The organism is Bacillus sp. EA-CB0995 (assembly GCF_055814245.1).
Map to the genome: position 1 here is coordinate 3,689,476 of NZ_CP169269.1, position 24,557 is coordinate 3,714,032.

Annotated in this window: 16 protein-coding genes and 2 pseudogenes; 2 read left to right on the forward strand and 16 right to left on the reverse strand. The window is 38.3% G+C overall.

The genetic code is table 11. The annotated features are described in order from the left end of the window. Positions 1-185: 185 nt before the first annotated feature. From addA to ACEWFJ_RS19090, 12 genes and pseudogenes are all read right to left on the reverse strand, one after another. Entirely contained in the window at positions 186-3,905 is a 3,720-nt protein-coding gene (gene addA, locus ACEWFJ_RS19035) for a helicase-exonuclease AddAB subunit AddA (protein WP_473689534.1), read from the reverse strand. After that, a complete protein-coding gene (addB, locus tag ACEWFJ_RS19040; protein WP_473689535.1) occupies positions 3,902-7,411 on the reverse strand; it encodes a helicase-exonuclease AddAB subunit AddB in 3,510 nt (1,169 codons plus the stop codon). Before addB ends, addA begins: the two co-directional genes overlap by 4 nt. Positions 7,412-7,487: 76 nt before the next feature. Further along, on the reverse strand, positions 7,488-8,060 hold the full coding sequence (gene lepB / locus ACEWFJ_RS19045) for a signal peptidase I (protein WP_473689536.1): 573 nt from the start codon (positions 8,058-8,060) through the stop codon (positions 7,488-7,490). A gap of 43 nt (positions 8,061-8,103) precedes the next feature. Continuing rightward, positions 8,104-8,703, reverse strand: a complete 600-nt coding sequence (locus ACEWFJ_RS19050) for a TVP38/TMEM64 family protein (protein ID WP_473689537.1) — start codon at positions 8,701-8,703, stop codon at positions 8,104-8,106. A gap of 306 nt (positions 8,704-9,009) precedes the next feature. Continuing rightward, positions 9,010-9,210, reverse strand: a complete 201-nt coding sequence (locus ACEWFJ_RS19055; RefSeq protein ID WP_020059863.1) for a cold-shock protein — start codon at positions 9,208-9,210, stop codon at positions 9,010-9,012. A 258-nt stretch (positions 9,211-9,468) separates the two neighbouring features. After that, positions 9,469-10,047: a competence protein ComK gene (locus ACEWFJ_RS19060; RefSeq protein ID WP_429708277.1), complete on the reverse strand. Its 579-nt coding sequence runs from the start codon at positions 10,045-10,047 to the stop codon at positions 9,469-9,471. A 470-nt stretch (positions 10,048-10,517) separates the two neighbouring features. After that, on the reverse strand, positions 10,518-11,795 hold the full coding sequence (gene aceA, locus ACEWFJ_RS19065; protein ID WP_440603371.1) for an isocitrate lyase: 1,278 nt from the start codon (positions 11,793-11,795) through the stop codon (positions 10,518-10,520). Positions 11,796-11,867: 72 nt separating this feature from the next. Next, a pseudogene (gene aceB / locus ACEWFJ_RS19070) lies at positions 11,868-13,456 on the reverse strand (malate synthase A). Positions 13,457-14,051: 595 nt separating this feature from the next. Then, positions 14,052-14,903, reverse strand: a pseudogene (locus ACEWFJ_RS19075) (anti-sigma factor domain-containing protein); the annotation flags it as partial. Beyond that, a complete protein-coding gene (gene sigI, locus ACEWFJ_RS19080; RefSeq protein WP_473689538.1) occupies positions 14,896-15,618 on the reverse strand; it encodes an RNA polymerase sigma factor SigI in 723 nt (240 codons plus the stop codon). The gene sigI and the pseudogene ACEWFJ_RS19075, both read right to left, overlap by 8 nt. A gap of 77 nt (positions 15,619-15,695) precedes the next feature. After that, positions 15,696-16,877: a DUF5667 domain-containing protein gene (locus ACEWFJ_RS19085; protein WP_473689539.1), complete on the reverse strand. Its 1,182-nt coding sequence runs from the start codon at positions 16,875-16,877 to the stop codon at positions 15,696-15,698. Positions 16,878-17,025: 148 nt separating this feature from the next. After that, positions 17,026-17,511, reverse strand: coding sequence for a DUF1648 domain-containing protein (locus tag ACEWFJ_RS19090; protein WP_473689540.1), 486 nt, complete (start codon positions 17,509-17,511; stop codon positions 17,026-17,028). A 208-nt stretch (positions 17,512-17,719) separates the two neighbouring features. Here ACEWFJ_RS19090 and ACEWFJ_RS19095 point away from each other — a divergent pair, with 208 nt between their 5' ends. Next, positions 17,720-17,935 carry a spore germination protein gene (locus tag ACEWFJ_RS19095; RefSeq protein WP_098306072.1) on the forward strand — a complete coding sequence of 72 codons (216 nt, stop codon included), beginning with the start codon at positions 17,720-17,722 and terminating at the stop codon, positions 17,933-17,935. A gap of 162 nt (positions 17,936-18,097) precedes the next feature. Here ACEWFJ_RS19095 and ACEWFJ_RS19100 read toward each other — a convergent pair whose 3' ends face one another. Further along, positions 18,098-19,354 carry a M48 family metallopeptidase gene (locus ACEWFJ_RS19100; RefSeq protein ID WP_473689541.1) on the reverse strand — a complete coding sequence of 419 codons (1,257 nt, stop codon included), beginning with the start codon at positions 19,352-19,354 and terminating at the stop codon, positions 18,098-18,100. A gap of 152 nt (positions 19,355-19,506) precedes the next feature. Between ACEWFJ_RS19100 and ACEWFJ_RS19105 the strand changes: the two genes are divergently transcribed. Then, positions 19,507-20,091, forward strand: a complete 585-nt coding sequence (locus ACEWFJ_RS19105) for an SCO family protein (RefSeq protein WP_473689542.1) — start codon at positions 19,507-19,509, stop codon at positions 20,089-20,091. A gap of 329 nt (positions 20,092-20,420) precedes the next feature. Here ACEWFJ_RS19105 and ACEWFJ_RS19110 read toward each other — a convergent pair whose 3' ends face one another. From ACEWFJ_RS19110 to ACEWFJ_RS19120, 3 genes are all read right to left on the reverse strand, one after another. Then, entirely contained in the window at positions 20,421-21,326 is a 906-nt protein-coding gene (locus tag ACEWFJ_RS19110; protein WP_473689543.1) for an AraC family transcriptional regulator, read from the reverse strand. A gap of 138 nt (positions 21,327-21,464) precedes the next feature. After that, the gene (locus tag ACEWFJ_RS19115; protein WP_473689544.1) at positions 21,465-22,400 is read right to left on the reverse strand and encodes an ATP-grasp domain-containing protein; all 936 of its coding nucleotides are present in this window, start codon (positions 22,398-22,400) and stop codon (positions 21,465-21,467) included. A gap of 146 nt (positions 22,401-22,546) precedes the next feature. Then, positions 22,547-24,046 (reverse strand): vanadium-dependent haloperoxidase, encoded by a 1,500-nt coding sequence (locus ACEWFJ_RS19120; RefSeq protein WP_473692596.1) that lies wholly within the window; start codon positions 24,044-24,046, stop codon positions 22,547-22,549. Positions 24,047-24,557: the final 511 nt, after the last annotated feature.

Sequence of the window (24,557 nt, forward strand, 5' to 3'; positions counted from 1 at the left end):
GATCATTCGCAGGATTGCATAGATTGTAACAGTCGTTGATAATCCATTGGTGAATAACTTTATTGTCACTTTACAGGGATAACAAAAAAACGGAGGAAATCCCCTCCGTTTTTTCGTTCTTTGTCCAATCAAACTTTAATCAAGTCCATACTTATCTACTTGCGACACACTTATTGAATTTCACCTTATTTTACTTGCAATACGTGACTGCCATCAAAGAAATATAAATATGTTTCTTTTACTGGTTGATGCAAACTTTTCTCAAGTGCTTTACGATAAAGTTCCAGCTGTATTTTGTAGCGTTCTTCTAATGTTGATTTCGCTTGTTCAAATCCACCTGGGAACCTGCCTTCAATTGTATCTGTTTTAAAATCAATTAAAACGATGCCATCCTCTTCTTCAATCATACAATCAATAACACCTTGAACAAGGATCGATTCATCTTGCTCATCTTTCCAATCTTGGTATGCTTCCTCTGCTGATAACATCATCGTAAACGGCACTTCGCGCTCTACATGTTTTGCAGCTAGCATCCGTTTCCCTAATTCTGCTTCAAAAAATGCAACAATCTTTTCTGGTGCTATTTCTTCTGCTTGTTCAAATGTTAAGAGCTCTTTATTTACCATTTCAGCAATTTGTTCTTGAATAGCTTCAATTGTTATTGCTTTTGCTAAGTTTACATGCTGCATAACAGTATGAACAGCCGTCCCGCGCTCTGCATACGTCAGCCCTTTTTTCTCCATGAAACGCGGACGTGTTTCAATCGGTGCACGAACTCGTTTTATAAACGTTGTATCACTGCCTTCTTCCACTTGATAGTTTCGTTTAATTTCCGTAACAGATTGCTTTGCTCGGTGCGTTGCTGCATCTTGGAATCCATATTGCCATGTTAATCTTTCATACACTTCGTCTTTTTGTTCACTGCACACAGAAACTGACTTTTGTTCTCGAAGCGCTTCTAATAGCTCTTGCTTTTCTTCTTTTACTGGCTCCGGTGCTTGCAATCCCGCTCCGTCAATTGCTTCTACTTTCCAGTTCGCATCATACTCATATATATCAGTTGAAATATTTCCTTGTCCCATTTCAAAAAGCATATCACTATCTTTATGTCTGCATAATGACGGTGCAATCCAATCTAAATAACAAGTTGCTCCGGCACGTACATAATCCGGCAATAACCAGTTTGTATGATCACGTGAATCTAACCATTTTTGTATTTCTTTACCTTTTACTGTACCAATTAAAATGAGCTTTTCTTTCGCACGTGTTAAAGCTACATATAAGACGCGCATTTCCTCCGCAATAAGCTCCATTTTCAACTTCCGCTTAATCGCTAACTGTGATAATGTCGTATATTTAATACGCTTCTTCGGATCAATAAACTGCGAGCCAAATCCGAAATCTTTATGCAGCAAGAAACGCTTCATTAAATCTTGTGTGTTAAAACGTCGTCCAAGCCCTGCGACAAATACAACAGGAAACTCCAGCCCCTTACTTTTATGAATTGTCATGATACGAACAACATCCTCTTGTTCTCCGAGAGCACGCGCTGTCCCCATATCATCACCGCGTTCTAATATTCGTTCAATAAAACGCAAGAAGCGGAATAAACCGCGAAATGAAGTCGCTTCATATTGGCGAGCACGATCATATAACACGCGAAGGTTTGCTTGACGCTGTTTACCAGCAGGAAGACCGCCCACAAAGTCATAATAGCCCGTTTCCCGGTACACCTTCCAAATTAAATCAGAGAGCGACTGCTGACGCGCAAATTCACGCCACTCTTGTAAATGCTCGTAAAACCATGATAGTTTCTCATGCAATTCTTTCTCTTCCTCTAACGGTGCCCCTTGCAAGAATGAGCGCATCACTTCATAAAAGGAGCCCTTTTTCCCGTGAGTACGCAGCATCGCCAAATCTTCGTCTGTTAATCCAACAATTGGCGAACGAAGCACAGCTGCTAACGGAATATCTTGCGCTGGATTATCAATGACGCGAAATAGGTTCATCATAATATTCACTTCTGTCGCTTCAAAATAGCCAGTCGAAAGCTCTGCATAAACCGGAATTCCTTGTTGTTTTAATTCTTCCATAATTTGCGGCGCCCATGGCATGGAGCGCAGTAAAATAACAAAATCACGGTAAGTAACTGGGCGCATACCATTTGTTTTACGATCATACACTTCATAACCAGAATCGACCATTGTCTTTATTCTTTGCGCAATGAGGCGTGCTTCTAATTGTGCTTTTTCTAATCCCACGCCTTCCTCTTCATCCACTGCTGCGCTACTATCAGACTGATGAATAAATAACAGCTCTGCTGATGTATCTGCTCCGTCTGGATAACTTGCTCCAAGTTTCAACTCAGCGTCTTCATCATAATCAATTTCCCCGACAGCCTCGCCCATAATTTGTTTAAAAATAAAATTTGTCCCTGCTAGTACTTCATGACGGCTGCGGAAGTTTTTTGCTAAATCAATTTTCATGCCGCCATCTATACCTTCAGATGTAAAGCGTCTATACTTCCCTAAAAACAGTCCTGGTTCTGCTAAACGAAAACGATATATGGACTGTTTTACATCGCCCACCATAAATAAATTTCCGTCTTGCTCAGAGTCTTTTGTTACTAGTTTAATAATGGATTCTTGTACAAAGTTTGTATCTTGATATTCATCGACAAGCACTTCTGTAAATTTATTACGATATTGCCACGCAACTGGTGATGGGCAAATATCTCCTTCGCTCGAACGTTCACTTAAAATTTGCAAGCAAAAATGCTCTAAATCTGTAAAATCAACCATCCCTTTATCACGCTTAATTACTTGAAACTGTTCGGTAAATATTTTCACGAGATCAACAAGCTTTTGCAGTACGGGATGCATATCTTGAAAATCACGTAAAAAGCTTTCTGGACTGCGGCTAAATAATTCTTCGTGCAATTTCTTTACTACATCCTTCGCTTTATTACGTAAAGAATCAACTTGTTCCACAATCGCTTCATTATAATCACTCTTTTTAATGCGCTTTAACGTTTGCCAAGCAGCCGTTTGCATCGCTTCGTATGTGCCTGTCCAAGATTCATTCGCTGCCCCGGACAAGTTCTGAAGTAACAGGAGATCAGCTTGCAGCGTTTCAACGCGCGGTGCTGGTCCATCTGGTAACATCGCAAGTTCGATTGCTTTTTCTACATATTGTTTTGCCGTTTGAAGCTGAACCTTTACATCTTCCAATAAATACAAGGCATATATAAGATTTTCAATTGTTTTTCCTTCTACGTCATATGCTTCAACCAAGTCATCAAGCCAACCGTTTGGATCTGGATGTGCTCTAGATTCTGTATGGAGTGCTAAAATCATGCGCTGCAGGTCATCATCACTACGGTCGCTCGTATAACGGTCGACAAGTTCAAAAAACAATTCATTCTGTTGCATGCCGTACTCTGCTTCTAATATGTCATCCAGTACTTCTTCTTTTAATAGTTCATTTTCCGTCTCATTCGCAATGCGAAAACGCGGATCAATATCGAGCATATAATAATACGTACGAATCACTTGTAAACAGAAAGAATGGATTGTCGAAATAGATGCCCGGTTAAGCAGACTTAACTGTTTTCGAATATGCGGTGAGGCTGGATCATCAATTAATACTTTTTCTAACGCTTCACCAATTCGATTTTTCATCTCTTGCGCCGCTGCATTTGTAAACGTCACAACAAGTAAACGATCGACATCAACTGGATTGTCCTCCCGAATCATTTTACGAATAATGCGTTCAACAAGTACCGCTGTTTTTCCCGACCCAGCTGCAGCTGCTACTAAAATATCACGTCCATCAGCAACGATTGCCTTCCACTGATCATCGGTCCACTGACTTCCTTCTGGTTTTGCTGGCCAAGTTTGTGTCATGACTGGGTCTCCTCTCTCATTTTCTCTAACGCTTCACTATCTTTCATATCTTGTAACGCTCTGTATTTATTATCTTCTAACGACTCATCGAATTGACAAACAGAGCGGAAATTACAAAACGTACATGCCGTTTTATTCCCCATTTTATACGGTGCAATATCGATTACACCTTCTGTAATATCTGTCCCGATATTTTCAAATGTACGATGTACGTATTGTTGCAGTACATTAAATTCTTGTTCACTTGCGATATCAGAACGTGCGCTAAAGCTGCCATCTTTTTTGAGGCCCGCTGAAATAATATTAGAGCTTCCTGTCGTTAACGTGTTATCCATTAACCGAACAACATCAGCATCTCCAAGGACAAGTCCTTTCATTTTAAATTTCTTTAAAATCTCTTGTTCAATTTCAATCTCTGAAACGTCACCTTTCATTTCAACGATTGGGTTATGAATATGGAAATAAAGGACTCCCGCAGGATTTGCAGTTCCACCTTGTTTCATCCATTTACTTGCGTTTGTTGTAACAACATCTAAATACGTCAGCATCTGCAGGGCTAAACCGTAATATACTTCTGTTAAATCTAATTTTTTAGCGCTTGATTTATAATCAATAATACGTAAAAACGTTCCGGTTTCATCTTCCGCTTTATCAACGCGGTCAATTCGCCCGACTACTTCCATTTTCACACCATTTGATAGTTCAAAATTCATAGCTGGCAATGAATTTGTTCCGCCCATACCAAATCCTACTTCTAAATCAACAGGTACAAATCCGCTCGACTTCGCATGCTCTCTTAAGACAAGTGAAGTACGGAAAATGATTTGCTGCAATTTATGTTTTAAATAATGATGACGGTTCGAGCTTAATAAAATTTGACGCTGCAAAAGCGGTGCTAATTCTTCAATGACTGTGACAGAAAGATATTCACACTCTTTTACTGTTAAATCGGCCCAAGTACGTTTTTCTTTCAATAGCTTATCAGCAATTTTTTTCAAAGCTGCATGGAACAGTTCGCCGATATCTGGTGCATCTAATTTGAAAATATCACGTTCTTTCAAAGATAATCCATGCTGCGCAAAATGTGCATACGCACAGCGATTAAAGAGTTCCATGCGTGATACGCTGCCTCTAATTTTGTCACCATATAACTCTTGGCTTACAGCATTACTTAATTTACGTGCCCGGTTTCGATAAAATAAACTTGATAACACACGGCTGCTCTTCTGCTTCCATTCTGGCGACGTGACATAAAAATTGTATACATCCCACCAAAAGGAAAGATTCCCTTCAAAACCGTATCGTTTCCAGTCTTGCAGTTGCTGCGTTAAATACGAAAGTGTCACTTCTGGCGTTGCAACATATGAAATTTGCTCACGAGATGACAGATCATTTACATCATTCGTTAAAAATATTCCGCCTGCTGAAGGAAACATTCTTTTAATCTTCTTTATGAAGCTAGATGCTAGTAACGTTTTCCCTTCTTCATCTGCTAGTGGACAAGAAATATATAACTTCTCTGATGCTCTAGTAACCGCTTGATAAATGACAAATTGCTCATCTAATAACTTTTGCCGCGCTGTTGGTGCAAGTTCTATTCCCGCTGAAACAAGTACTTCTCGTTCTTCGTCAGATAACACACCGTCATCTGATGGCGCCGCTGGAATGACCCCTTCATTTGCCCCAATCACAAATGCTGCCCGAATGTTAGAAAGACGAGAACGATCAATATTTGCAATTAAAATTTGATCTAAAGACGGCGGAATATTAGCAAACTGGAGTGACTCTAACCCTGTCGTCATAACATTTACAAACATAGAAAGAGACATTTTCTCTTCTCCAAGCATTTCAACGCACGTATCCAACAGCGTAATCACTTGTTCCCATACTTGATCATGATCATTCGCAAATAAGAAGTTCCCTTCTTCTTCTGCTCGCAAACGTAAATCTTCTAATTTTTTCGGAACGTCTAGCTCTTCTAAAAATAAATAGACCGCTTCACACATACTCATCGTTGTTGTTGCTCGCTTTAATCGCTTTTGCAAGCGAATAATAGGTGTGCGAACAATCTCACGAAGGCGGTTAATCTTTTCTTCCATTTCTCGTTCGCTGTCTGTTTGACCACCATGTACACCATCTAATGAGCGGTAACGACGATATGTCCACGGTTCTTCCGAAGTCCACCGTTTCCCTTGTACCCCATACGCTAAACAGTAATTTTCAAATTCATCCATTTCATCACGTATTCGCGCTTTATTCACATCTAACGGGTACAACAGTTCGGTTTTCGCGCAGCGAAATACCGCATCGTAACGCCAATTCCCACTAATGACTTCTAAGGCTGAGCGAATTAACTCAATTAATGGATGATGAAGCATCGGACGTTTTTCATCAATAAAGAATGGTATATTATAATCAACGAACAACGTCTTAATCATATCGTAATAGCTTTCACCATTGCGAAGAAGAACAGCTATATCGCGATAACGATAGCCTTCTTCTGCTACTAACCTACGAATTTCGCGCGCAACACCTTCCACCTCAGCCCGCAAATTAGCCGCAGAATATAGTGTAATCTGTGATTCTCCTTGAAATTCTGCATACGGACGAGAATCATAATGCGCATCTAAATGCGCAAGTGCTCTTGAAATAAAGCGCGGTTGTTCTCTCATTATAATTGTATCTTCAATAATGATTTTCTCTTCCCTTGCTACTTGCTTCACTTTTTCATATGTTATAAGCGTCTGGTAAAACAAATCTAGCTCATTCACCTTGCTTGATAGCGTTTGTTCATCGAGCGTTAATGCAATTGTTATTTTTGCCCCGCATCTTAATAGTTGCCTTACAATTTCTAACTCTTGTGGTGAAAATGTATGAAATCCATCAATATAAATGATGCTATCTTTCACATACTCTGAAAGTGGAAGTTTTTCAAATAAAAGCTGCATGTAATCTTCAGAGTCTAAATATTTTCCAATTAACGCTCGTTCAAAATCATCATATAGAAGCTGCAAATCATACATTTTATTTGCTAACAATTTCTGTTCATTTCCACTGCTATGAGCATCTAACTCTTGCCACATCGCATACACATTTGACGGCGTTAAATTGTAGCGTTTAAATTCAGCAATCATACTGCCAAGTTGTTCAAAAAATCCATTTTGCTCCGCTGCTTTTTGGAAGACATATAATTCTTCTTTACGCGCCTCTACAATTTTACGAAGCAACATATGCACGCCAGATTCATCAATATGAAGGCGACTTGCTCCGCCCACTTCCTGTAATACCTTCCACGCTAAACGAGAAAAACTAAACACTTGCGCACGAATGGAGCCGCTCACGTTTCCATTAATTAATGCTTGCTGCGTTTGGAACGTCATCTGCTCTGGCACAAGATATAAAATCGTTTCACCTTTTGGACGATGCTGGAGCTCTTGTTGTACTTCTTGCAAACACATTGTACTCTTTCCACTTCCAGCTCTTCCTATAATAAATCGAAGTGACATGTAAACCCGCCTTTCTGTAAGTGAACCTCTATCAATCAGGATATATCCGAAAAAGAAGGTAATTCGAAATTTCGAATTACCCTTTAGAGAAATTTGTTTGTACTTCATTGATTGGCCAATAGCGCAAATCAACTTTTCCAACAACTTGTTCTATTTTTACAAATCCGAAGTGACGACTATCCCAACTTCCTAAACGATTATCTCCTATTACAAACATAAATCCCTGCGGAACAACCTGTTCTCCCGTTAACTCTTCTAGAGTAAAATCACCTGTTAGCTGTCGTCCATGAATTTGTTTTTTATATGCATCTAAATATGGTTCTTCAATAAATTTTCCGTTAATATATAGTTTATCATGTTTGTATGAAATTTGGTCCCCTGGCAGACCGATAATTCGCTTCACATAATCTTCCTGTTTATTTGCATGAAAGACAACAACATCAAAACGGTTTAACTCATCAAACCGATAACCAACTTTGTTCACAACCAGCATGTTACCATCTTGAAGTGTAGGCATCATCGATTTTCCTTCCACAACATACGTTGTAAAGAAAAAAGTGCGAAAAAATACAGCTAATAAAACACCTATAAAAATGGTTCTCATCCACTCTACGCTTTCTTTTTCCACTTTCGCTTCATCACGCCACATCCCTTTCTCTTTTCTATAACAGGGGTGCGCTCACTTACGAGGTCTAATCTCTGCTCAGTTCAAGCTTTACTTCAACTTTCTTTCCGACATACCATAAAATAAAAATGACACCGAGTACAATAACTGTTTTTACTGGGTTATGCATAAAAGAAGCAAGATCATGCCCAACGTAACTTAGCACGAAAACCATCACAAGCTTACCGAGAGAGAGAGCTAAAACAAATTGCCGTTTACTAATACGCGATAATCCTGCTACAACATTAATAAGTGCTGATGGTGTAAACGGAAAACAAAATAAAAGAAAGATTGGTGCAAATCCTTTTCGCTCAATCCATGTCATCGCACTGCGTACTTGTGGATGCTTATTTACAAAAGCGAAAAAACGACTTCTGCCAAAACGACGAATGATAAAAAATACAAGCAATGCTCCTATACATGTTCCGAGCCATGAATAGAAAAAGCCAAGCCATAATCCAAAAGCAACCGCATTTGCCATAACAAATAAAAAGAGCGGCAAAGCTGGAATAAACGCTTCAATCATCGGAAGACCCATTCCAATTAACGGGCCAAACGCCTGGTAGCTTTCTAATACATGTTTCAAATTTTCTATTGTGAAATACTCTTTGATTGTTTGAAAATCCATTCTACTCTGTACCCCTTTACCTTGCTCTAACGGGCAGTAACATTTTTTCTGAATGAGGAGGATATTTCGTGTAAGAGCCCGATTGGTGCAAACTTTCCATCAATGAGAAAAACATTTCTCAATAGAAGTTTCATTTTTACCTTTTCCTGTTATTACTTTACCATTATTGGACAATAAGGGGAAATAACATATATGACAACTAGATATATATTTATTAGTGTTCCATATTTTTAAGAGAAAATCCTGTTTCAAATAACAAAAAAAGGATGGCATTTGCCATCCTTTTTCACACTATGATCTATAAGATTATAGTTTTACAACGTTTTTAGCTTGAGGTCCACGGTTACCATCTTCTACTTCAAAGCTAACTTTTTCGCCTTCTTCTAAAGATTTGAAACCTTCAGTTGTGATAGCAGAGAAATGTACGAATACATCATTTTCGCCTGGAACTTCGATGAAACCGAAACCTTTTTCATTGTTAAACCATTTTACTTGACCTGTTTTCATAATAACTTCCTCCTAGAAAATAAATATAATTTGTAGTTTTCACAACATAAAAAAAGAATCCACACATTATCAAATGCGAAACAGAACACATACATAATTTCCTCGCTAGTTTCACAGCATTTGATAATATATGGATTGCTTGATTTAAGTATTCAACTGTACATTAACTATATCATACTGAAGAAAAAATGTAAAACATAATTTGCGAGAATAAGAAAAAGGAGGAATCTACCTTCCTTTTTCTTATTCCATATATAATCAATCTTCTTTTTTTAAAAGATACATCTTCTCATATGCTGGTTTTAGCTCTAAAATCTCATTTTGATTAACAATTAAAAATTTTGGCGCTGTTTGTTTTCTTTTTCGATCTTCAAATTCTGCACGCAGCTGTGCAGTTCTGTTTCTTTGATTTTCAAAGCTGTTTTTAGATACTTCTAGTTTAATTGTCTGACCATTTATGAATTCAATGAGAATATTTCCATGCGGAAGTTTTGTCACACTTTCAATATGAAAATGAGATAACCAGGCACATTCTTTGCGAGAGTAAGAAAACGTGGGGAAAAAATAAATATGATCTGTAGGACTGATTGCAATCGGTGCTTTATGCGTAAAACCTGTGTATTCTTTCGTTCCGTCTTTCCGCCCGCCAAAACTAGCTCCATATTGACGACAACTTTGCTCCACAATCTCAAGTGGTTTTTGATACACAAAAAACTCATCGCTTTCTTCAATTACACGCGTCACAATTCGTTTATCTTTCAAAACAATTGGAAGTAGTGCAATCGTTTTTGAATTAATAATGTACTGTGATGTGTATTTTTCAGCTTCACTACTCATCTTTTTCTCTCCTTTTTCATTTTTAGATAATTTTTATGTAATTATCTACATGGATAATTGTACCATTTCATTTTGGGAATACTCGTCATTTTCATTTTTTTTACAATTTCTTATTATTAAATTAAAATTTCCTTTTATATACCTTTATAAATACTAAATTTAAATAGCATAATCTTCCTGTATAAAATAACATTTTGTTATACGAAACTTTATATTCTGACATTTCGAAATATTTGTAACGATAAAAAAAGCCAGCTCGAAAGCTGACTCTTTCTTATCACGCTATTCGCGGGCAGTAAGCCCCACTGATGGAAGTTTCACTTTATCCCGCATTAACGGGCAGTAAGACCCCCACCTCAAGATTGAGAAAAAAGCGAAGAAGATAGGTGGGAGATAACTGCCCGTAAAAGCCCGATTGGTTCAACTAACCTTCAGTGGAAACCCCTCACTGAAGGAAGTTTCACTTTATATTATCGCGTAAACTGCTCTTCCTCTGTAGAGCCTTTCAATGCGGTTGTTGACGAAGTTCCGCCCGTGATCACTTGTGCTACTTCATCAAAGTACCCTGTACCAACTTCGCGTTGATGACGCGTTGCAGAGTAACCGTGCTGCTCTGCTGCAAATTCAGCTTGCTGCAGTTCTGAGTAGGCAGCCATACCACGCTCTTTGTAACCGCGCGCTAGTTCAAACATGCCGTAGTTTAAGGAATGGAAACCAGCAAGTGTTACAAATTGGAATTTATATCCATAAGATGCGATTTCCTTTTGGAAGTTTGCAATTGTTTTATCATCTAATTTTTTCTTCCAGTTAAAGGACGGTGAACAGTTGTAAGCTAATAGTTTACCAGGAAATTTTTCATGAATTGCTTCTGCAAAGCGCTTTGCATCTTCTAAATTCGGCTCGGATGTTTCACACCATACAAGATCTGCATACGGTGCATATGCTAAGCCGCGCGCAATCGCTTGGTCAAGTCCAGCTTTCGTACGGAAGAATCCTTCCGGTGTTCTTTCCCCTGTAATAAACGACTTATCAACAGGATCAATATCACTTGTAATTAGATCAGCTGCATCTGCATCCGTTCTTGCGATAATGAGCGTTGGTACTCCCATTACATCAGCCGCAAGACGTGCTGATACTAAATTGCGCACTGCTGTTTGCGTTGGTAGTAATACTTTTCCACCTAGATGACCACATTTCTTTTCAGAAGAAAGCTGATCTTCAAAGTGAACACCAGCCGATCCTGCTTCAATCATTCCTTTCATGAGTTCAAATACATTAAGCTGTCCGCCAAAGCCAGCTTCTGCATCGGCAACAATTGGTACAAAGTAATCAATATCACCACTGCCCTCCATATGCTGAATTTGATCAGCACGCTGCAGCGTTTGATTAATACGCTTTACAACTGCCGGCACACTATTCGCTGGATACAAGCTTTGGTCTGGATACATTTGTCCTGCTAAATTTGCATCTGCTGCTACTTGCCAGCCGCTTAAATAAATTGCTTGCAAACCTGCCTTTACTTGCTGCATTGCTTGATTCCCCGTTAATGCTCCTAATGCATGAATATAATCTTCACTATGAAGAGAATTCCAAAGCTTTTCCGCGCCGCGGCGTGCTAACGTATATTCAATATCAATCGATCCGCGCAAACGAATCACATCTTCTGCAGAATATGGACGTGTAACCCCTTTCCAGCGTTTATCAATCTCCCAACTCTCTTGTAACTGTTGTACTCTTTCATTTACCATTTCTTCCATCCCCTTTTCTTCATTTATCCCGCTATTTGCGGGCAGTAAGACTCCACTGATGGAGACTTCACTTTATAAAATTTCATACCCCGGTAACGTTAAAAACGGCACAAATTCATCATTCATAACAAGAGTAGTAAATAGTTTCGTAGCTTCTATAAATCGTTCTTTTTCAAAACGATCGCTGCCAATCTCCTGCTCTATTTTTATTAACTCTTCTGCTTTGAACTGTTCTACTAATGCAAATGTAATCTTTCGTCCATCTTCTAATTTGCCTTCCTCATGACGAATCCATTGCCACACTTGCGCACGTGAAATTTCTGCAGTTGCTGCATCTTCCATTAAGTTATAAATTGGTGCTGCTCCTCTGCCACTTAACCATGATGCAATATATTGAATCCCCACGCTAATATTTGTACGAAGGCCAGCTTCTGTAATCGTTCCCATTGGAACTTCTAATAAGTCTTGTTCGTTTATACTAATTTCTTCTCGTTTTCGATATATTTGATTTGGTGTTTTCATAATGCGATCAAATACTTCCATCGCTACAGGTACAAGTCCCGGATGGGCAATCCAAGTCCCATCATGTCCATCACACGCCTCACGCTCTTTATCAGCGCGCACTTTCTCAAATGCTGCTTCATTCGCTGCCGAATCGTTCTTAATTGGAATTTGTGCCGCCATCCCACCAATTGCCGGTGCATTGCGGCGATGGCACGTTTGAATAACGCGCAAGCAATAAGCGCGCATAAAAGGAACACTCATTGTTACCTGCGCCCGGTCCGGAAGTAGAAACTGTTTATGATTGCGGAAAGTTTTTAAGAAGCTAAAAATATAATCCCAACGTCCGCAATTTAACCCTGCTGAATGATCACGAAGCTCATATAAAATTTCATCCATCTCAAATGAAGCATGAATCGTTTCTAAAAGTGCGGTTGCTTTAATCGTTCCATTTGGAATACCAATGTATTTTTGTGCAAATACGAACACATCATTCCATAGTCTTGCTTCTAAATAACTCTCCATTTTCGGTAAGTAAAAGTATGGACCGCTTCCTTTTTGATTAACTCTTTTGCATTATGAAAAAAGAACAATCCAAAATCTAATAAGCTTCCTGATATTTCTTCACCGTCTACTAACAAATGCTTTTCTTGTAAATGCCAACCACGCGGACGCACCATTAATACAGCTGTTTGTTTATTAAGACGATACTCTTTTCCGTTTGGATTGTTATATGAAATCGTTCCCTTAACTGCATCTCGTAAATTTATTTGTCCTTCAATCGAATTCTGCCATGTCGGTGCATTAGAATCTTCAAAATCTGCCATAAATACATGTGCTCCTGAATTCAAAGCATTTATAACCATCTTGCGATCAACCGGCCCTGTAATTTCTACGCGGCGGTCTTGTAAATCATCCGGAAGCGGCGCAATGGTCCAATCATCCGCTCGTACATGTGCAGTTTCCTCTAAAAAATGCAGCAACTCTCCTGTATCAATTCTCTTTTGTTTTTCTATTCGTTTCTGTAGTAATTCTTTACGGCGCTCGTTAAAATTCTTATGCAGCTCTTTTAAAAACGAGAGTGCTTCTGGTGTCAAAATCTCCAAATACGCCGGTAATATTTCTCCAACGAGTGTGACCCGTGAAGTTTGTGTCGACATATTAGCATCTCCTTCTCTTTAAACTGTTTTATAACAGATTTAATTTTATGTTTATATTATATAACAAAAAATCAGAAAAGGAAGAATTTTTTTGAATATTTTAACAATATTCAAAAATTGGTTTATCCATACTTATTACATAAATTTAAAAACGAAATATATAGTTATTACAATCGCAATAACCGAGTTAAGTTGAGGCATATTCAGGTCTAAATTACGCAAAAGTAGCTGCAGATGAAAACTCCAACCTTAAACTAGGCTACGCCCCGTACGTTTTGAAGATGAAGTTTCATTTCCAATTTTTACATAAAGCGAAACTTCCATCAGTAGGGGTCTTACCGCCCGCAAATAGCGGGATAAAAAAAGCATAAGGTGTACAACACCCTATGCTTTTTAAATACTCTATAGATTTTTCTTTCCCCTCATGTTTTGGAGCAGGGACTTATTTGTCTTCTTTTTTATGCTCTTTGTCTTCTTGTTTCTGTTCTTTTTTATACTCTTTATCTTCTTGTTTCTGTTCTTTTTTATACTCTTTATTTTCTTGTTTCTGTTCTTTATATTCTTGTTTCTGTTCTTTTTTATACTCTTGATCTTTGTTTTCTTCTTGATGCCCATTATTTCTTTTTGGTTGCTGGGGCTGCTGTTCCTGGGATTGCTTTTGTTCGTTTTGCCCTTGCTCCTCGTATTTTTCTTCCTTTACAGAAGACGAATTCGATGATGCATCCGGTGGTGACTCTGGTTGCGATTGTACCTCTGGAGGCTGTTGCTCCTGATTAGACGGCGGCGGAGCAACCGATTTCTTCTTCTCATTCTCTTGCTTTATATAAACACCTGTGCCGACTCCTGCTTTCTCGGCATTCTCGCGCACTTGCATAGTACTGTCTTGATATACGACTGCAACATGTTTTGTCTCATACTCTTTCTTTAACTCTTGCATAGCCTTTTGCAACTGCGGTTCTAGCGACTTTTCCTTTGCAACAGATGTTAACATAACTTGCTTGTCATTCGTTAAGTATCCATCCTCTTGGCTTTGCTTTACAATGGTATGCACTACATCCTGCAAAGGTTGATTTTTCCATCGTTTCATTTCTTTTAAAATGCGCTTTCCATCATCATTACAAGCTCGCAATTCTATAACACGAAGATCCTTTGTTACACTCGCCTCTAAACTTGGATTAATGTCAACAGAGACATAAGCGAGTGCTTTTTCTTCCGGTTGGTTGTAGAAAAACAGAAACACACATAGAAAACAAGCAACAAGCAGCGATGCAGGTTTTAAGAAAGAAGGGATTGAAAAACGCGGTACTCTTTGTTCTTGTTCGTTAAACGAGACTTCCTCTCCAATCATATAAGAGTGCGATTTTCTTTTAAACGTGATAAACTCTCCGCCTGGCGTTAAAACAACCACGCGATGTTTTTTAATATCCATCACAATCCCTTTATTCATCATTCTTCCCCCCTCTTATATAATCAAGAATATATGTATAATTGTTTGTAAAGATAATACACATTGCAATAATGTATTTCCTATGTCGCTCCAACGTTTTCCGACTTGCCCTAACACGCGGTTCAATTTGTTTAAGCGGTAACTTTTTCTTTCGGAACAACTCTTCTATCATTTTCTCTTCTTTTATAATAATCTTTGCAATTTCTATTAAGTGCTCACGCGTATCACGATGCTTTGGAGATTCCTTAGCAAGCTCTACAAATGTGATTTTAAATTCGTCTAGTACACTTTGAAAATGAAGAATTTCCTCCTTACGGTTACTGTTTTCCATCTCTTTCATATACTCCGTAAGCGATGCCTGCATCTCTACCATTTCCTCTTGCTGGTCTTCTTTTAAAAAGACGAGATTATGCCTAGACTCCTTGCGTATATAGTCAATTACATCTCTTTTTATAAGAAGCTCAGCAAACGCAAGAAAAGATTTTCCTTTTTTATATGAATATTGTTCAATTGCTTGATTAAACGCAAACAGCCCAATGCTATATTCATCATCCTGCTCCGTAATATATCGGCGGCAGACAGACGATATTGATTTTCGAATAAAAGGCCGATACTGTGCGATAAAAACTTCCTTATCTCCTACGTTGTTTTGTATGTCAAATACTATATCTTCTATGGCCGGTTTTTTTATGATTTTCATCATTAAACTCAACACTAGTAATCCCCCTCTCCCCCTTTTTGCTTCAAATAGCAAAATGGTCACTAAAGAAGTGACCATTATACCACATTTTCTTACTGCTTATCTTCTTGCTTGTCGTGACCAACTTTTTTACCGTTGTCTTGATGATCATCGTTTCCTTGATGATTATTGTTTCCTTGATGATCTTCGTTTTCTGTTTGACCCTTTTGGTTTGATTGCTCATGCTTCTCATGGGAAACAGCCGTTTTATGTGCTGGTTGTGCTGGTTGTGCTGGTTGTGCTGGCTGTGCCGGTTGTGCTGCATGCGCTGCGTGCGCTGGCTGTGCTGCATGCGCTGGCTGTGCCGGTTGTGCTGGTTGTGCTGGTTGTGCCGGTTGCGCTGCTTGTTCTGGTTGTGCTGCTTGTTCTGGTTGTGCCGGTTGTTCTGGTTGTGCCGGTTGTTCTGGCTGTGCCGGTTGTTCTGGAGTTACTTCTGTATTTTGATCTGTTTTTTTGCTTTCTTTTGCAATAGCATTAGCTTGTTTTTCTTGTTCTTTCTCTATTTTAGCTGCAATCTTTGAAAAACTCTTCTCTATATTTTTGGCAATTGCAGCTTTTGCTTTCGGATTTTTCACTTTATCAAGCACTTTTGCTAATGCTTCGATGTTGTTTCCGATATGTACTTTTACTTTCGCTGCTTCTTTTTCTTCTTTGCTAACAGGCTTTTCTGTCTTTGTTTTCTCTTCACCAGCAGGCTTTTCTGTTTCTACTTTCTCTTCGCCAGCAGGCTTTTCTGTTTCTACTTTCTCTTCACCAGCAGGCTTTTCTGTTTCTGCTTTCTCTTCACCAGCAGGCTTTTCTGTTTCTGCTTTCTCTTCGCCAGCAGGCTTTTCTGTTTCTGCTTTCTCTTCACCAGCAGGCTTTTCTGTTTCTGCTTTCTCTTCACCTGAAAGCTTATCTGCTTTTTCTAAGTCCTCTGCCGCTTTTTCTAATGTATCTTGTGTAAGATCATCTTTTCCTTTTTCGTTTAGTACACTCGCCTCAGCAATTCGTTCCGCAGCTTGCTCAGACAATAGCTTCGCCTTCTCTAAATCGTTTGACGCAAGAGCCATTTTAATATCTTCCACCGTCGTTTTCACGAAATAAAAGAAGTCGCCTTGTACTAAAGATGGTTTTTCTGTTTCCGTTGTTTTTACTGCGTCTGTGTTTTCGCTAGCATACGCTGCTGTTCCCATTAGAAACGGACTGCATGCCATCATAGTTACCATAGTTCCTTTTAATAGTACCTTTTTCATATTATTTATTCCTCCATTTGCTTTCTTCACTATACATATTCGGAGGGAATGAAAATTTTATAGGGGTCAAAAAAATATTTTTTTATAAAAATAAAAAGCTGACATTTCGTCAACTTCTTCATAGATTCATATTTAAAGGGTAATTTTTTCATATCATCCGTAAACTTCTAGCTATATAAAATATGATTGTACTAAATAATATAATGAGAAATATAACAAACGAAATAGTAGAAAATCCAACTTCTCTTTGCATTGCAATTTGCGCATTTTCCCAAGTACTATATACGCCAAATATAATAATTTCAAACTGTAACCATCCTAATAATGTGCGCGAGTGAATGTATAATTGTTGTTTTTGTTCTTCTGTAACATGGGAAGGATAGTTAAATAACTGAGGAAAACGGCTTAAAACATGAAATAATACATATAATCCTAAACCAACAATTGGATGAATAAAAATATTCCCTTTTCCACCAAATCCGTCCGCTTCTCCATTTAATCCAAAATGAGTTGGAATCCTATGCGGTAAAGACGGCCAAATGAATCCAATATATATAAGCATCACAACTATTCCAATAAGTGACAAACCATCTAACCCTCTTTCAAGATTTGTTTTCGGAGCAATCTTTTTCATTTCTATCCCCCTTGCTGCATATTTTTATTTTACTATATTTTCCACAAACAAAAAAAGAATGTCCTATCATTATACTTATTTTTATGAACAAACTTTTTTTCAAAATGAACAGCATACAATAAAGTGAAACTTCCCTCAGTGGTTTTTTCATCCCCCACTGATGGAAAGCCCGTCCAATCAGGATAAAAATAAAAAAGAGGTGGAGAGCATGCCTGCAATTGTTGACAGCATTATCATTTCAAAATGTAATGGGAATGTAAATTTAGGTGACAAATACAATGTAAATCCTCAATTCCGAATTAAAGAACACCTTGGTTCTGGATCATCAAATGCAGCAAAAACACTAAAAATTTTTAATGGGGTTAGTACCGCAAATGTATTTGACTCTGATCTAAGTGATCAAGATATAACATTCACACTGTAAATTAGCGATTTAAACTGTAACAAGAAAAGAACAAGTAGATTCTAGTCTTTATAATAGACATCTACTTGTTCTTTTCGAATTTTGGTCTTAATAAAGTGAAACTTCCCTCAGTGGGGCTTACTGCCCGCGAATAGCGGGATAAACAATTGCTGTTCTTAATGATTATTTCCTCTTATACTCCTCAAACGTATGAATTCTCTCAAAAATTGGCGGATGCGTATACAAGAAAAATTTCACCAAAGCCGGCGGATTCACCTGACTTAAACTCGTCTTTGATAAATATTGAAATGTTTTGACCCCTGACTGATTATCCTTCGTCATGTCTAATGCATATTGATCGGCCGCTCTCTCTTCAATGCGCGATACGTAATTTGTTGCAGGACTTACCGCAAAGGAAAGCATAGAAGATACAAGGAAAAATAGTGGTAAAACTGAGAAACTAGCTATCTTAGAAATATGCAGCGTATCTCCCCACTTACGAATACACGCTTGAATAATGCGGTTAATAAGGTACATGCCAACGAAAGTTAAGACAATATAACTTCCAACGCCCCAATATATATGCTTCATCACGTAATGACCCATTTCATGTGCCATAATAAATAATATCTCTTTATCTTTTAACTGCTCGAGTGTTGTATCCCATAAAACGATGCGAGAATTCGAGCCGATCCCCGTTACATATGCATTTAACGCATTTGTTTTCTCTGACATATTCACTTCATACACATGCTCCGCTGGAATATTTGCTTTATCTGCTAATGTTAAAATCTTTTTCTCGAGCTCCTTATTATGCAACGTGGAAAAATGATTATATAGCGGATCAATAACTACCGGCTGAATAAACGTTAAAAAGATGGTGAATGGAACCGAGAGCGCCCAGCCATATAGCCACCAACGTTTTGGATATTTTTTAATAAGCCATAATAGCACAGACACCGTGAGAAACATAAGGAAAAAGTTGATCCAAAAATCAAGCACATGTTCCTTTATCCAATTTGCCGTTGATTGCGTAGAAATGCCGTAATCAACAGACACTTGATGACCAATCCATTGCAGTGGCAATGATAGCGCTGTTGTCACAAGTGATAAATAAAACAAATAAATCGCAATTTGCAGTACCCGTACTTTTGTTGTATCTTTCGCCCATTTTTCAAACCGCTTTGATACACCGAAAATGAGTACAAATAATAAAACAATCCATTGCAACGGCGTCGCTAAGAAAAATAATAAATTTTTCACCCGAGAGTAATCTTGACTAAGTGTCAGCTCCCTTGCATTCATAAATGTTGCTGGATCTGCACTCGTTCCTTTGTACATTTCTGGTATCATCTCATGATTCCATCCAAATAAATACCAATATATAAACAAAGCAAATAACACGTACAAAAAAAGTGCCCAGCTCATCACTTTTCGCATGTTTTCTCCTCCTCATCGCTGCCTGTCTATTATTATTGTAGTTCGTTCCTCGAAAAATAGAACAAGCTAATACGATGAATTGTCATGTAATATTCACTCATACCTCCTCATTTTTCAGACTTTTCTTATAAAATAAAATTGGGGGGATTGGAATGAAAAAACTGTATATTACCTTTACGTTAGGACTTATTATCGCAATCGGGATTGGAATTTTTTATTTTACAAGTTACCGAAAAGTATCAGCGGAAATACCAAAGGGGATTGTTATGGAAGATGTAAACGGCGCATCTGTATCATTTGATCAATTACCGAAAAAATTAAAATTAGTAGAGTTTATGTATACAAAATGTCCAGATATTTGTCCTGTTACAACATATAAAATGAAATATTTACGAGATGAGCTTATGAAAGAGAAAGTTTTCGGAACAAAAATCGAATTTATTACAATTACCATTGATCCGAAATACGATACGAAAGAAGTGCTAGAAAATTACTCCAAAACGTTTGACATGAAACAAACGAAAGGTTGGCACCTGCTGCGCGGCGATGAGGAAGAAACGAAACAATTAGCCGAATCTTTTAACTTCCGCTATCGCGATCCTGGAAGCGGTCTTTACATTCATACTTCAAACTCTTATCTACTAGATGAAAACAATCGTTTAATCGAAGTATTTGGTATGGGAGAACGCGGGTTTGATAGTAAACAAGTGTTAGAGAAAATTAAAGAGGAACTGTAAAAATACAAATTGAAAAACCGACAAAACCTTTTTTAGGTGGGCAAGAGCATCTGGCCATGCCTAGAAGCGTTCAGGGCCTTTTCCTGCCACTGGCGAAGTTAAAACAAAGAGAGAAAGCAAGTGCAGGTCATTTTTTGTGCTGCATTGCAGCGATTTTTATGTTAAAAAATATCGCAACTTACCATATATATTGCTTCTATTGCAACAGACAAATAATACGATATCAGCGCTTTTCTGTATATATCGGCGCTTCGGCAATATTCAACATACGTACACAGTAAGAAACTGCTCCCCAAAGGCACGTAAGTGCCTTTGGGGAGCAGTCTCTTTTACTTTTTCTTTTGCACCGGTAACCAAATCTCTAGTTGTGCAAGCTCGTGCTTATCTGCATGGCACCGCTCATCATATAATTCAAACTCTACAACACCAGAATGTTCGTAGCCAGAATGCGGAAACCACTCTGTAAAGATTGCATTCCACGTTTGCTGAATCGATGCTACCATTTCTTCGTGCGGAACTTTTGGCGTTGTAAATACAGCGTACGTTGCTTCCGGGAATGTACGACACGCCATCTCACTTGGCACACCATTAAAGCTTGTTGCTTCCATTCCGATAATATACGTAATCTCCCCTGTTTCTAAATTAAAATCTGTACACATTCCTAATTCTACACATTCGTTCGTATGCTTACGGTTTGGAATGTTTTCCGACAAATTATTTTGCAAATACTTTTCCCACATCGCTGGGATATCTTTTAGATTTTGTCCTTCTTTACTTGTTGTCTTCATTTCATACCCAATCACTTGAAAAGCTGGCTTTGTTTCTATACGAAATTCCATTTGGATTCCTCCTAAATACGGATTAAATTTCCGCTGCATCACATTCACTTTGGAATATAACGGCGTTCGAATCTCTTGCTTTCGATATGCACTCGGCGTCATATGAAACAGCTTTTTAAAGGCGCGCGTGAACGTTTCATGAGATTGAAAGCCGTGCTCTAGTGCAACATCGAGAATTTTCTCCTCTGTATGAGAAAGCTGATAAGCTGCCCGGGCGAGCTTTCTCTTTCGTACATACTCCATCACAGAGTCTCCAACTAACGCTTGAAACACGCGGTGGAAATGAAACTCCGAAAATCCAGCAATACGAGCTAGATCCTTTAATGTTTGCTTTTCCATTACATCTTCTTCAATATAATCTATTACCTTTTGAATTTGTATTTCATAACTTTCCATCTCTGTTCACCTGCCTTATATGTATTATCATAAAGGGAACTGGAATTTTCTTCTTGATGTTTTTTGCTTTTATTATATAAAACTTTTAACTTTTTAATAAAAAGAAAGCTACCGATTAGCAGCTTTCTTCCCACTCTATTATAATTTCTCTAATTCACTGCCAAGAAACTTCGCAATCTCTAACATACCGTACTTTCCAACAACTGCTTCGGCATCAGCATTGTAGTTTGTGTTCGTATTAATATCATAAGTGAAAATTTCACCATCAGCATTTCGAATAAACTCAATGCCAGCGATTGCTATATTGTTAGCGGCCAAAACAGCCTCATACTTTTGAATAATTGGGTCGTTAAATCCTTCAACGATTTGAAACTTCGGTTTTTCCGGAGCTTTTTCGCCAACAGGACAGAACAAATCTCCAATTTGACAAGCATCAGCAGGGCATAATTCGAAACCTTTCGATGTATCTACTTGAACCGCATACACAAACTTTCCGCCTACAAACTCACAACGCGTAATGTAAGGTTCAGGAGCTTGTATATATTCTTGAATCAACGTAATACCATCTACTGGCTCTTCAAACGCTGCGCTTTCTACATAATCTTTTAAAGAAGCAACAGACTGGAACAATTGAACTCCTAATCCTTTTCCAGCGCGGTTATGTTTCGTAATGAATGAACGGCCTTCAAATTGAGCTGCCGCTTCTATAATATGATCCTTACCAACAGCTGCGATTGTCTTTGGTGTACGAATTCCTTGAGCGTTTAGTGCCATATATTGTGCAACTTTACTTACTTCAAGTTGCAATGCTCTGCTTCCATTGAACACCTTTCGGTTATGTTGTTCTAACCAAGCAAGTACAGCAGCCGTAAGCTCCGGTGCAAAGCGGTGATTTCTCGTATGAGAAGAAGCGCTCATTCGGTTATAAAATACGCCTTCTGGCGGAACAGAAGAAAGATCAACAATACCTTCGTCTAAATGCCATTCTTCATATGGAAGTCCAAGTTCTTCCAACCTTTTTATAAGATGAGTTGTCCACTCTTTATTTTCATGAATAATGTGAATTTTCCCCATAGAAATACCCTCTTTCTAGATGTAATAGTTTCATTATACTATTTGTATAATAAAGAAAAAAGCTGTCCAAAAATTTTACTTGGAACAGCTTCTTCACCTGAAAGAGGGTTAAAAATATTGAATGCTTTCGACCACCTACTACTCTATTAAACTGTTATAGTAGTGCCATCGAATTTCGTAAAAGTGAATCCACCAAACTGTTCATTATAAGTTGCTTTATGATCGTGAAGAATTCCAATTGCTACTGCTTCACCTAGCTTTAGACCTTCAGTCATATCAGAACGCCAGTGAACACCAGCTATATTGCGCCCAATACCAATATTAGAAGCAAGTTTATTTAATTCGTCTCCCACGCTCAAAGGTTGTCCTAAATAAGGAAGCAAAGAAAGACCATCAGCGTTCGCTACAACCGGCTGCGGAATGACAAATGATTCATTAAAGAAGGCCTTCAATACAGTGACGCCAGCACCTAGAATACTAGCATGTCCAGAGGGATATGCTGGATGAGTCGGACAACCTTCTGGGTAAGCCATAGGTAATAAATACGTACCAAATCGGTTAAAGACTTCAGAAACAGCCTGCGAATTCAATAATTCTGAATGAATTGGATAATGAACAGCGCCTGTTAACTGATTATGAACACGGCCTCCAAACTCTTCAGGACGAATTCTACGATGAACTAAAAATTTTTGAAACCAAGCTGCTTCGAGTGCTGCCGTTGCCGTTCTACCTACTAAATCTAAAATATGCGGAGCACCAAAGGTAACAAAACTCTTTTGCGTTTTGGAATGCAAATACGGATTACTTGGCGACAATGCCGCTTCTCCAAAACTAAGTAATATTAAACATGCAGAAAGACAAGCTTGATAGGAAAAGTCTTGATGAACAAATTCACCTAAATCACGTCCATTGCGAATATAGCGTGAGGTAGAATCAAATAACATCTTTTGCGAAGATGAACCATTTTGAATATTCAGCCATTCTTCATTAGAAGTCATGTAATCTTTATCCGGCAAGGCGGTTCGATATTTTTGAACCATTGTTGTCGCTCCATAAGGCACGTCTTTCCACAAAAATTGAGAGATGTAAGGACCAGTTAAATCGCCAGATGTTTCACCGCGGAACAAGGTCCCTGTCGTAACGACTCCCCCAACTTTCGGACCACGAAAATCTGAAAAACTTGAGAGGTCAGAAGCAGCTGCAATAGTAAGTGGATCCGTATCATACTCTGTAAAAGGCACATCACGTAATAATGCATGCCAATATAATTCAGCCATTTCACTTGCTTCCCAAGCACTACTAAACGCCGGAGGTACAGCTACACTTAAATGATGGCTATCTGGCCCTTCTAATCCATATGCATAAGCAGCTTGCGGATTAGCTAGTTTCGCAGTCCCACCTAAAATTAAGCGCTCAAAAATACTTGATTTTCCCTTCTTCAATGCTTTAATCCATCTTTTATAAGCATGCAATTCAACTTCTCCGTAATCATTATGCGGTAAAGCTTTAGAAAAATTAGCACTTTTATTTAAAAAACGTTTTTCATCTCCATTACATAATTGTTTTGGAATAGGAAGATCCTGTTGGTGAAATGCCGCTTCTACGCGAATTTCTAGCGCTTCATCGCAACGCTCACTTGGACACATAGGTCCTATTTCACATTCTTTTTCTTTCTTCGATATATCCGCATTCGGATATCCAGTATTGTTTTCCTGATTACAATCTTTCGCCATTTACTACCACCTTATCACACTCTAAATTTGTTCTAGCTTAAACCATTGTGATTCTTTCATTTGAATTCTATTTAATATATTCATATATCGCTAATTATGAAACTAAATAGACTGCCTGTTTATTAAAATACTGACAATTAGTTGAATGGATTAAGCTTATATAATGAACAATCTTGAGTGCTGTTCGGTCATCATAAGGTGAAACGGCTATCTACAATTCTTCCATCTAATTTCTTCAAATTATTCCCATCTGACTACCTACAGGATAAAGTGAAACTTCCATCAGTAGGGGTTTTCTTCATCCCCCGCTGATGATTAGTTAAACCAATCGGGCTTTTACGGGTAGTTATCCCCCACCTATCTTCTTCGATTCTCTCTGAGTCTTGAGGTAGGGGTCTTATTGCCCGCGAATAGCGGGATAAAT

Coding starts and splice junctions, on each gene's coding strand:
- ACEWFJ_RS19060 (WP_429708277.1), bottom strand. CDS start 10,047: ATGAGTAGTGAAGCTGAAAAATACACATCACAGTACATTATTAATTCA.
- ACEWFJ_RS19090 (WP_473689540.1), bottom strand. CDS start 17,511: ATGAAAAAGATTGCTCCGAAAACAAATCTTGAAAGAGGGTTAGATGGT.
- addA (WP_473689534.1), bottom strand. CDS start 3,905: ATGACACAAACTTGGCCAGCAAAACCAGAAGGAAGTCAGTGGACCGAT.
- ACEWFJ_RS19085 (WP_473689539.1), bottom strand. CDS start 16,877: ATGAAAAAGGTACTATTAAAAGGAACTATGGTAACTATGATGGCATGC.
- aceA (WP_440603371.1), bottom strand. CDS start 11,795: ATGGTAAATGAAAGAGTACAACAGTTACAAGAGAGTTGGGAGATTGAT.
- ACEWFJ_RS19115 (WP_473689544.1), bottom strand. CDS start 22,400: ATGGGGAAAATTCACATTATTCATGAAAATAAAGAGTGGACAACTCAT.
- addB (WP_473689535.1), bottom strand. CDS start 7,411: ATGTCACTTCGATTTATTATAGGAAGAGCTGGAAGTGGAAAGAGTACA.
- ACEWFJ_RS19120 (WP_473692596.1), bottom strand. CDS start 24,046: ATGTGTCCAAGTGAGCGTTGCGATGAAGCGCTAGAAATTCGCGTAGAA.
- ACEWFJ_RS19100 (WP_473689541.1), bottom strand. CDS start 19,354: ATGCGAAAAGTGATGAGCTGGGCACTTTTTTTGTACGTGTTATTTGCT.
- ACEWFJ_RS19055 (WP_020059863.1), bottom strand. CDS start 9,210: ATGAAAACAGGTCAAGTAAAATGGTTTAACAATGAAAAAGGTTTCGGT.
- ACEWFJ_RS19110 (WP_473689543.1), bottom strand. CDS start 21,326: ATGGAAAGTTATGAAATACAAATTCAAAAGGTAATAGATTATATTGAA.
- ACEWFJ_RS19050 (WP_473689537.1), bottom strand. CDS start 8,703: ATGGATTTTCAAACAATCAAAGAGTATTTCACAATAGAAAATTTGAAA.
- ACEWFJ_RS19105 (WP_473689542.1), top strand. CDS start 19,507: ATGAAAAAACTGTATATTACCTTTACGTTAGGACTTATTATCGCAATC.
- ACEWFJ_RS19095 (WP_098306072.1), top strand. CDS start 17,720: ATGCCTGCAATTGTTGACAGCATTATCATTTCAAAATGTAATGGGAAT.
- lepB (WP_473689536.1), bottom strand. CDS start 8,060: ATGTGGCGTGATGAAGCGAAAGTGGAAAAAGAAAGCGTAGAGTGGATG.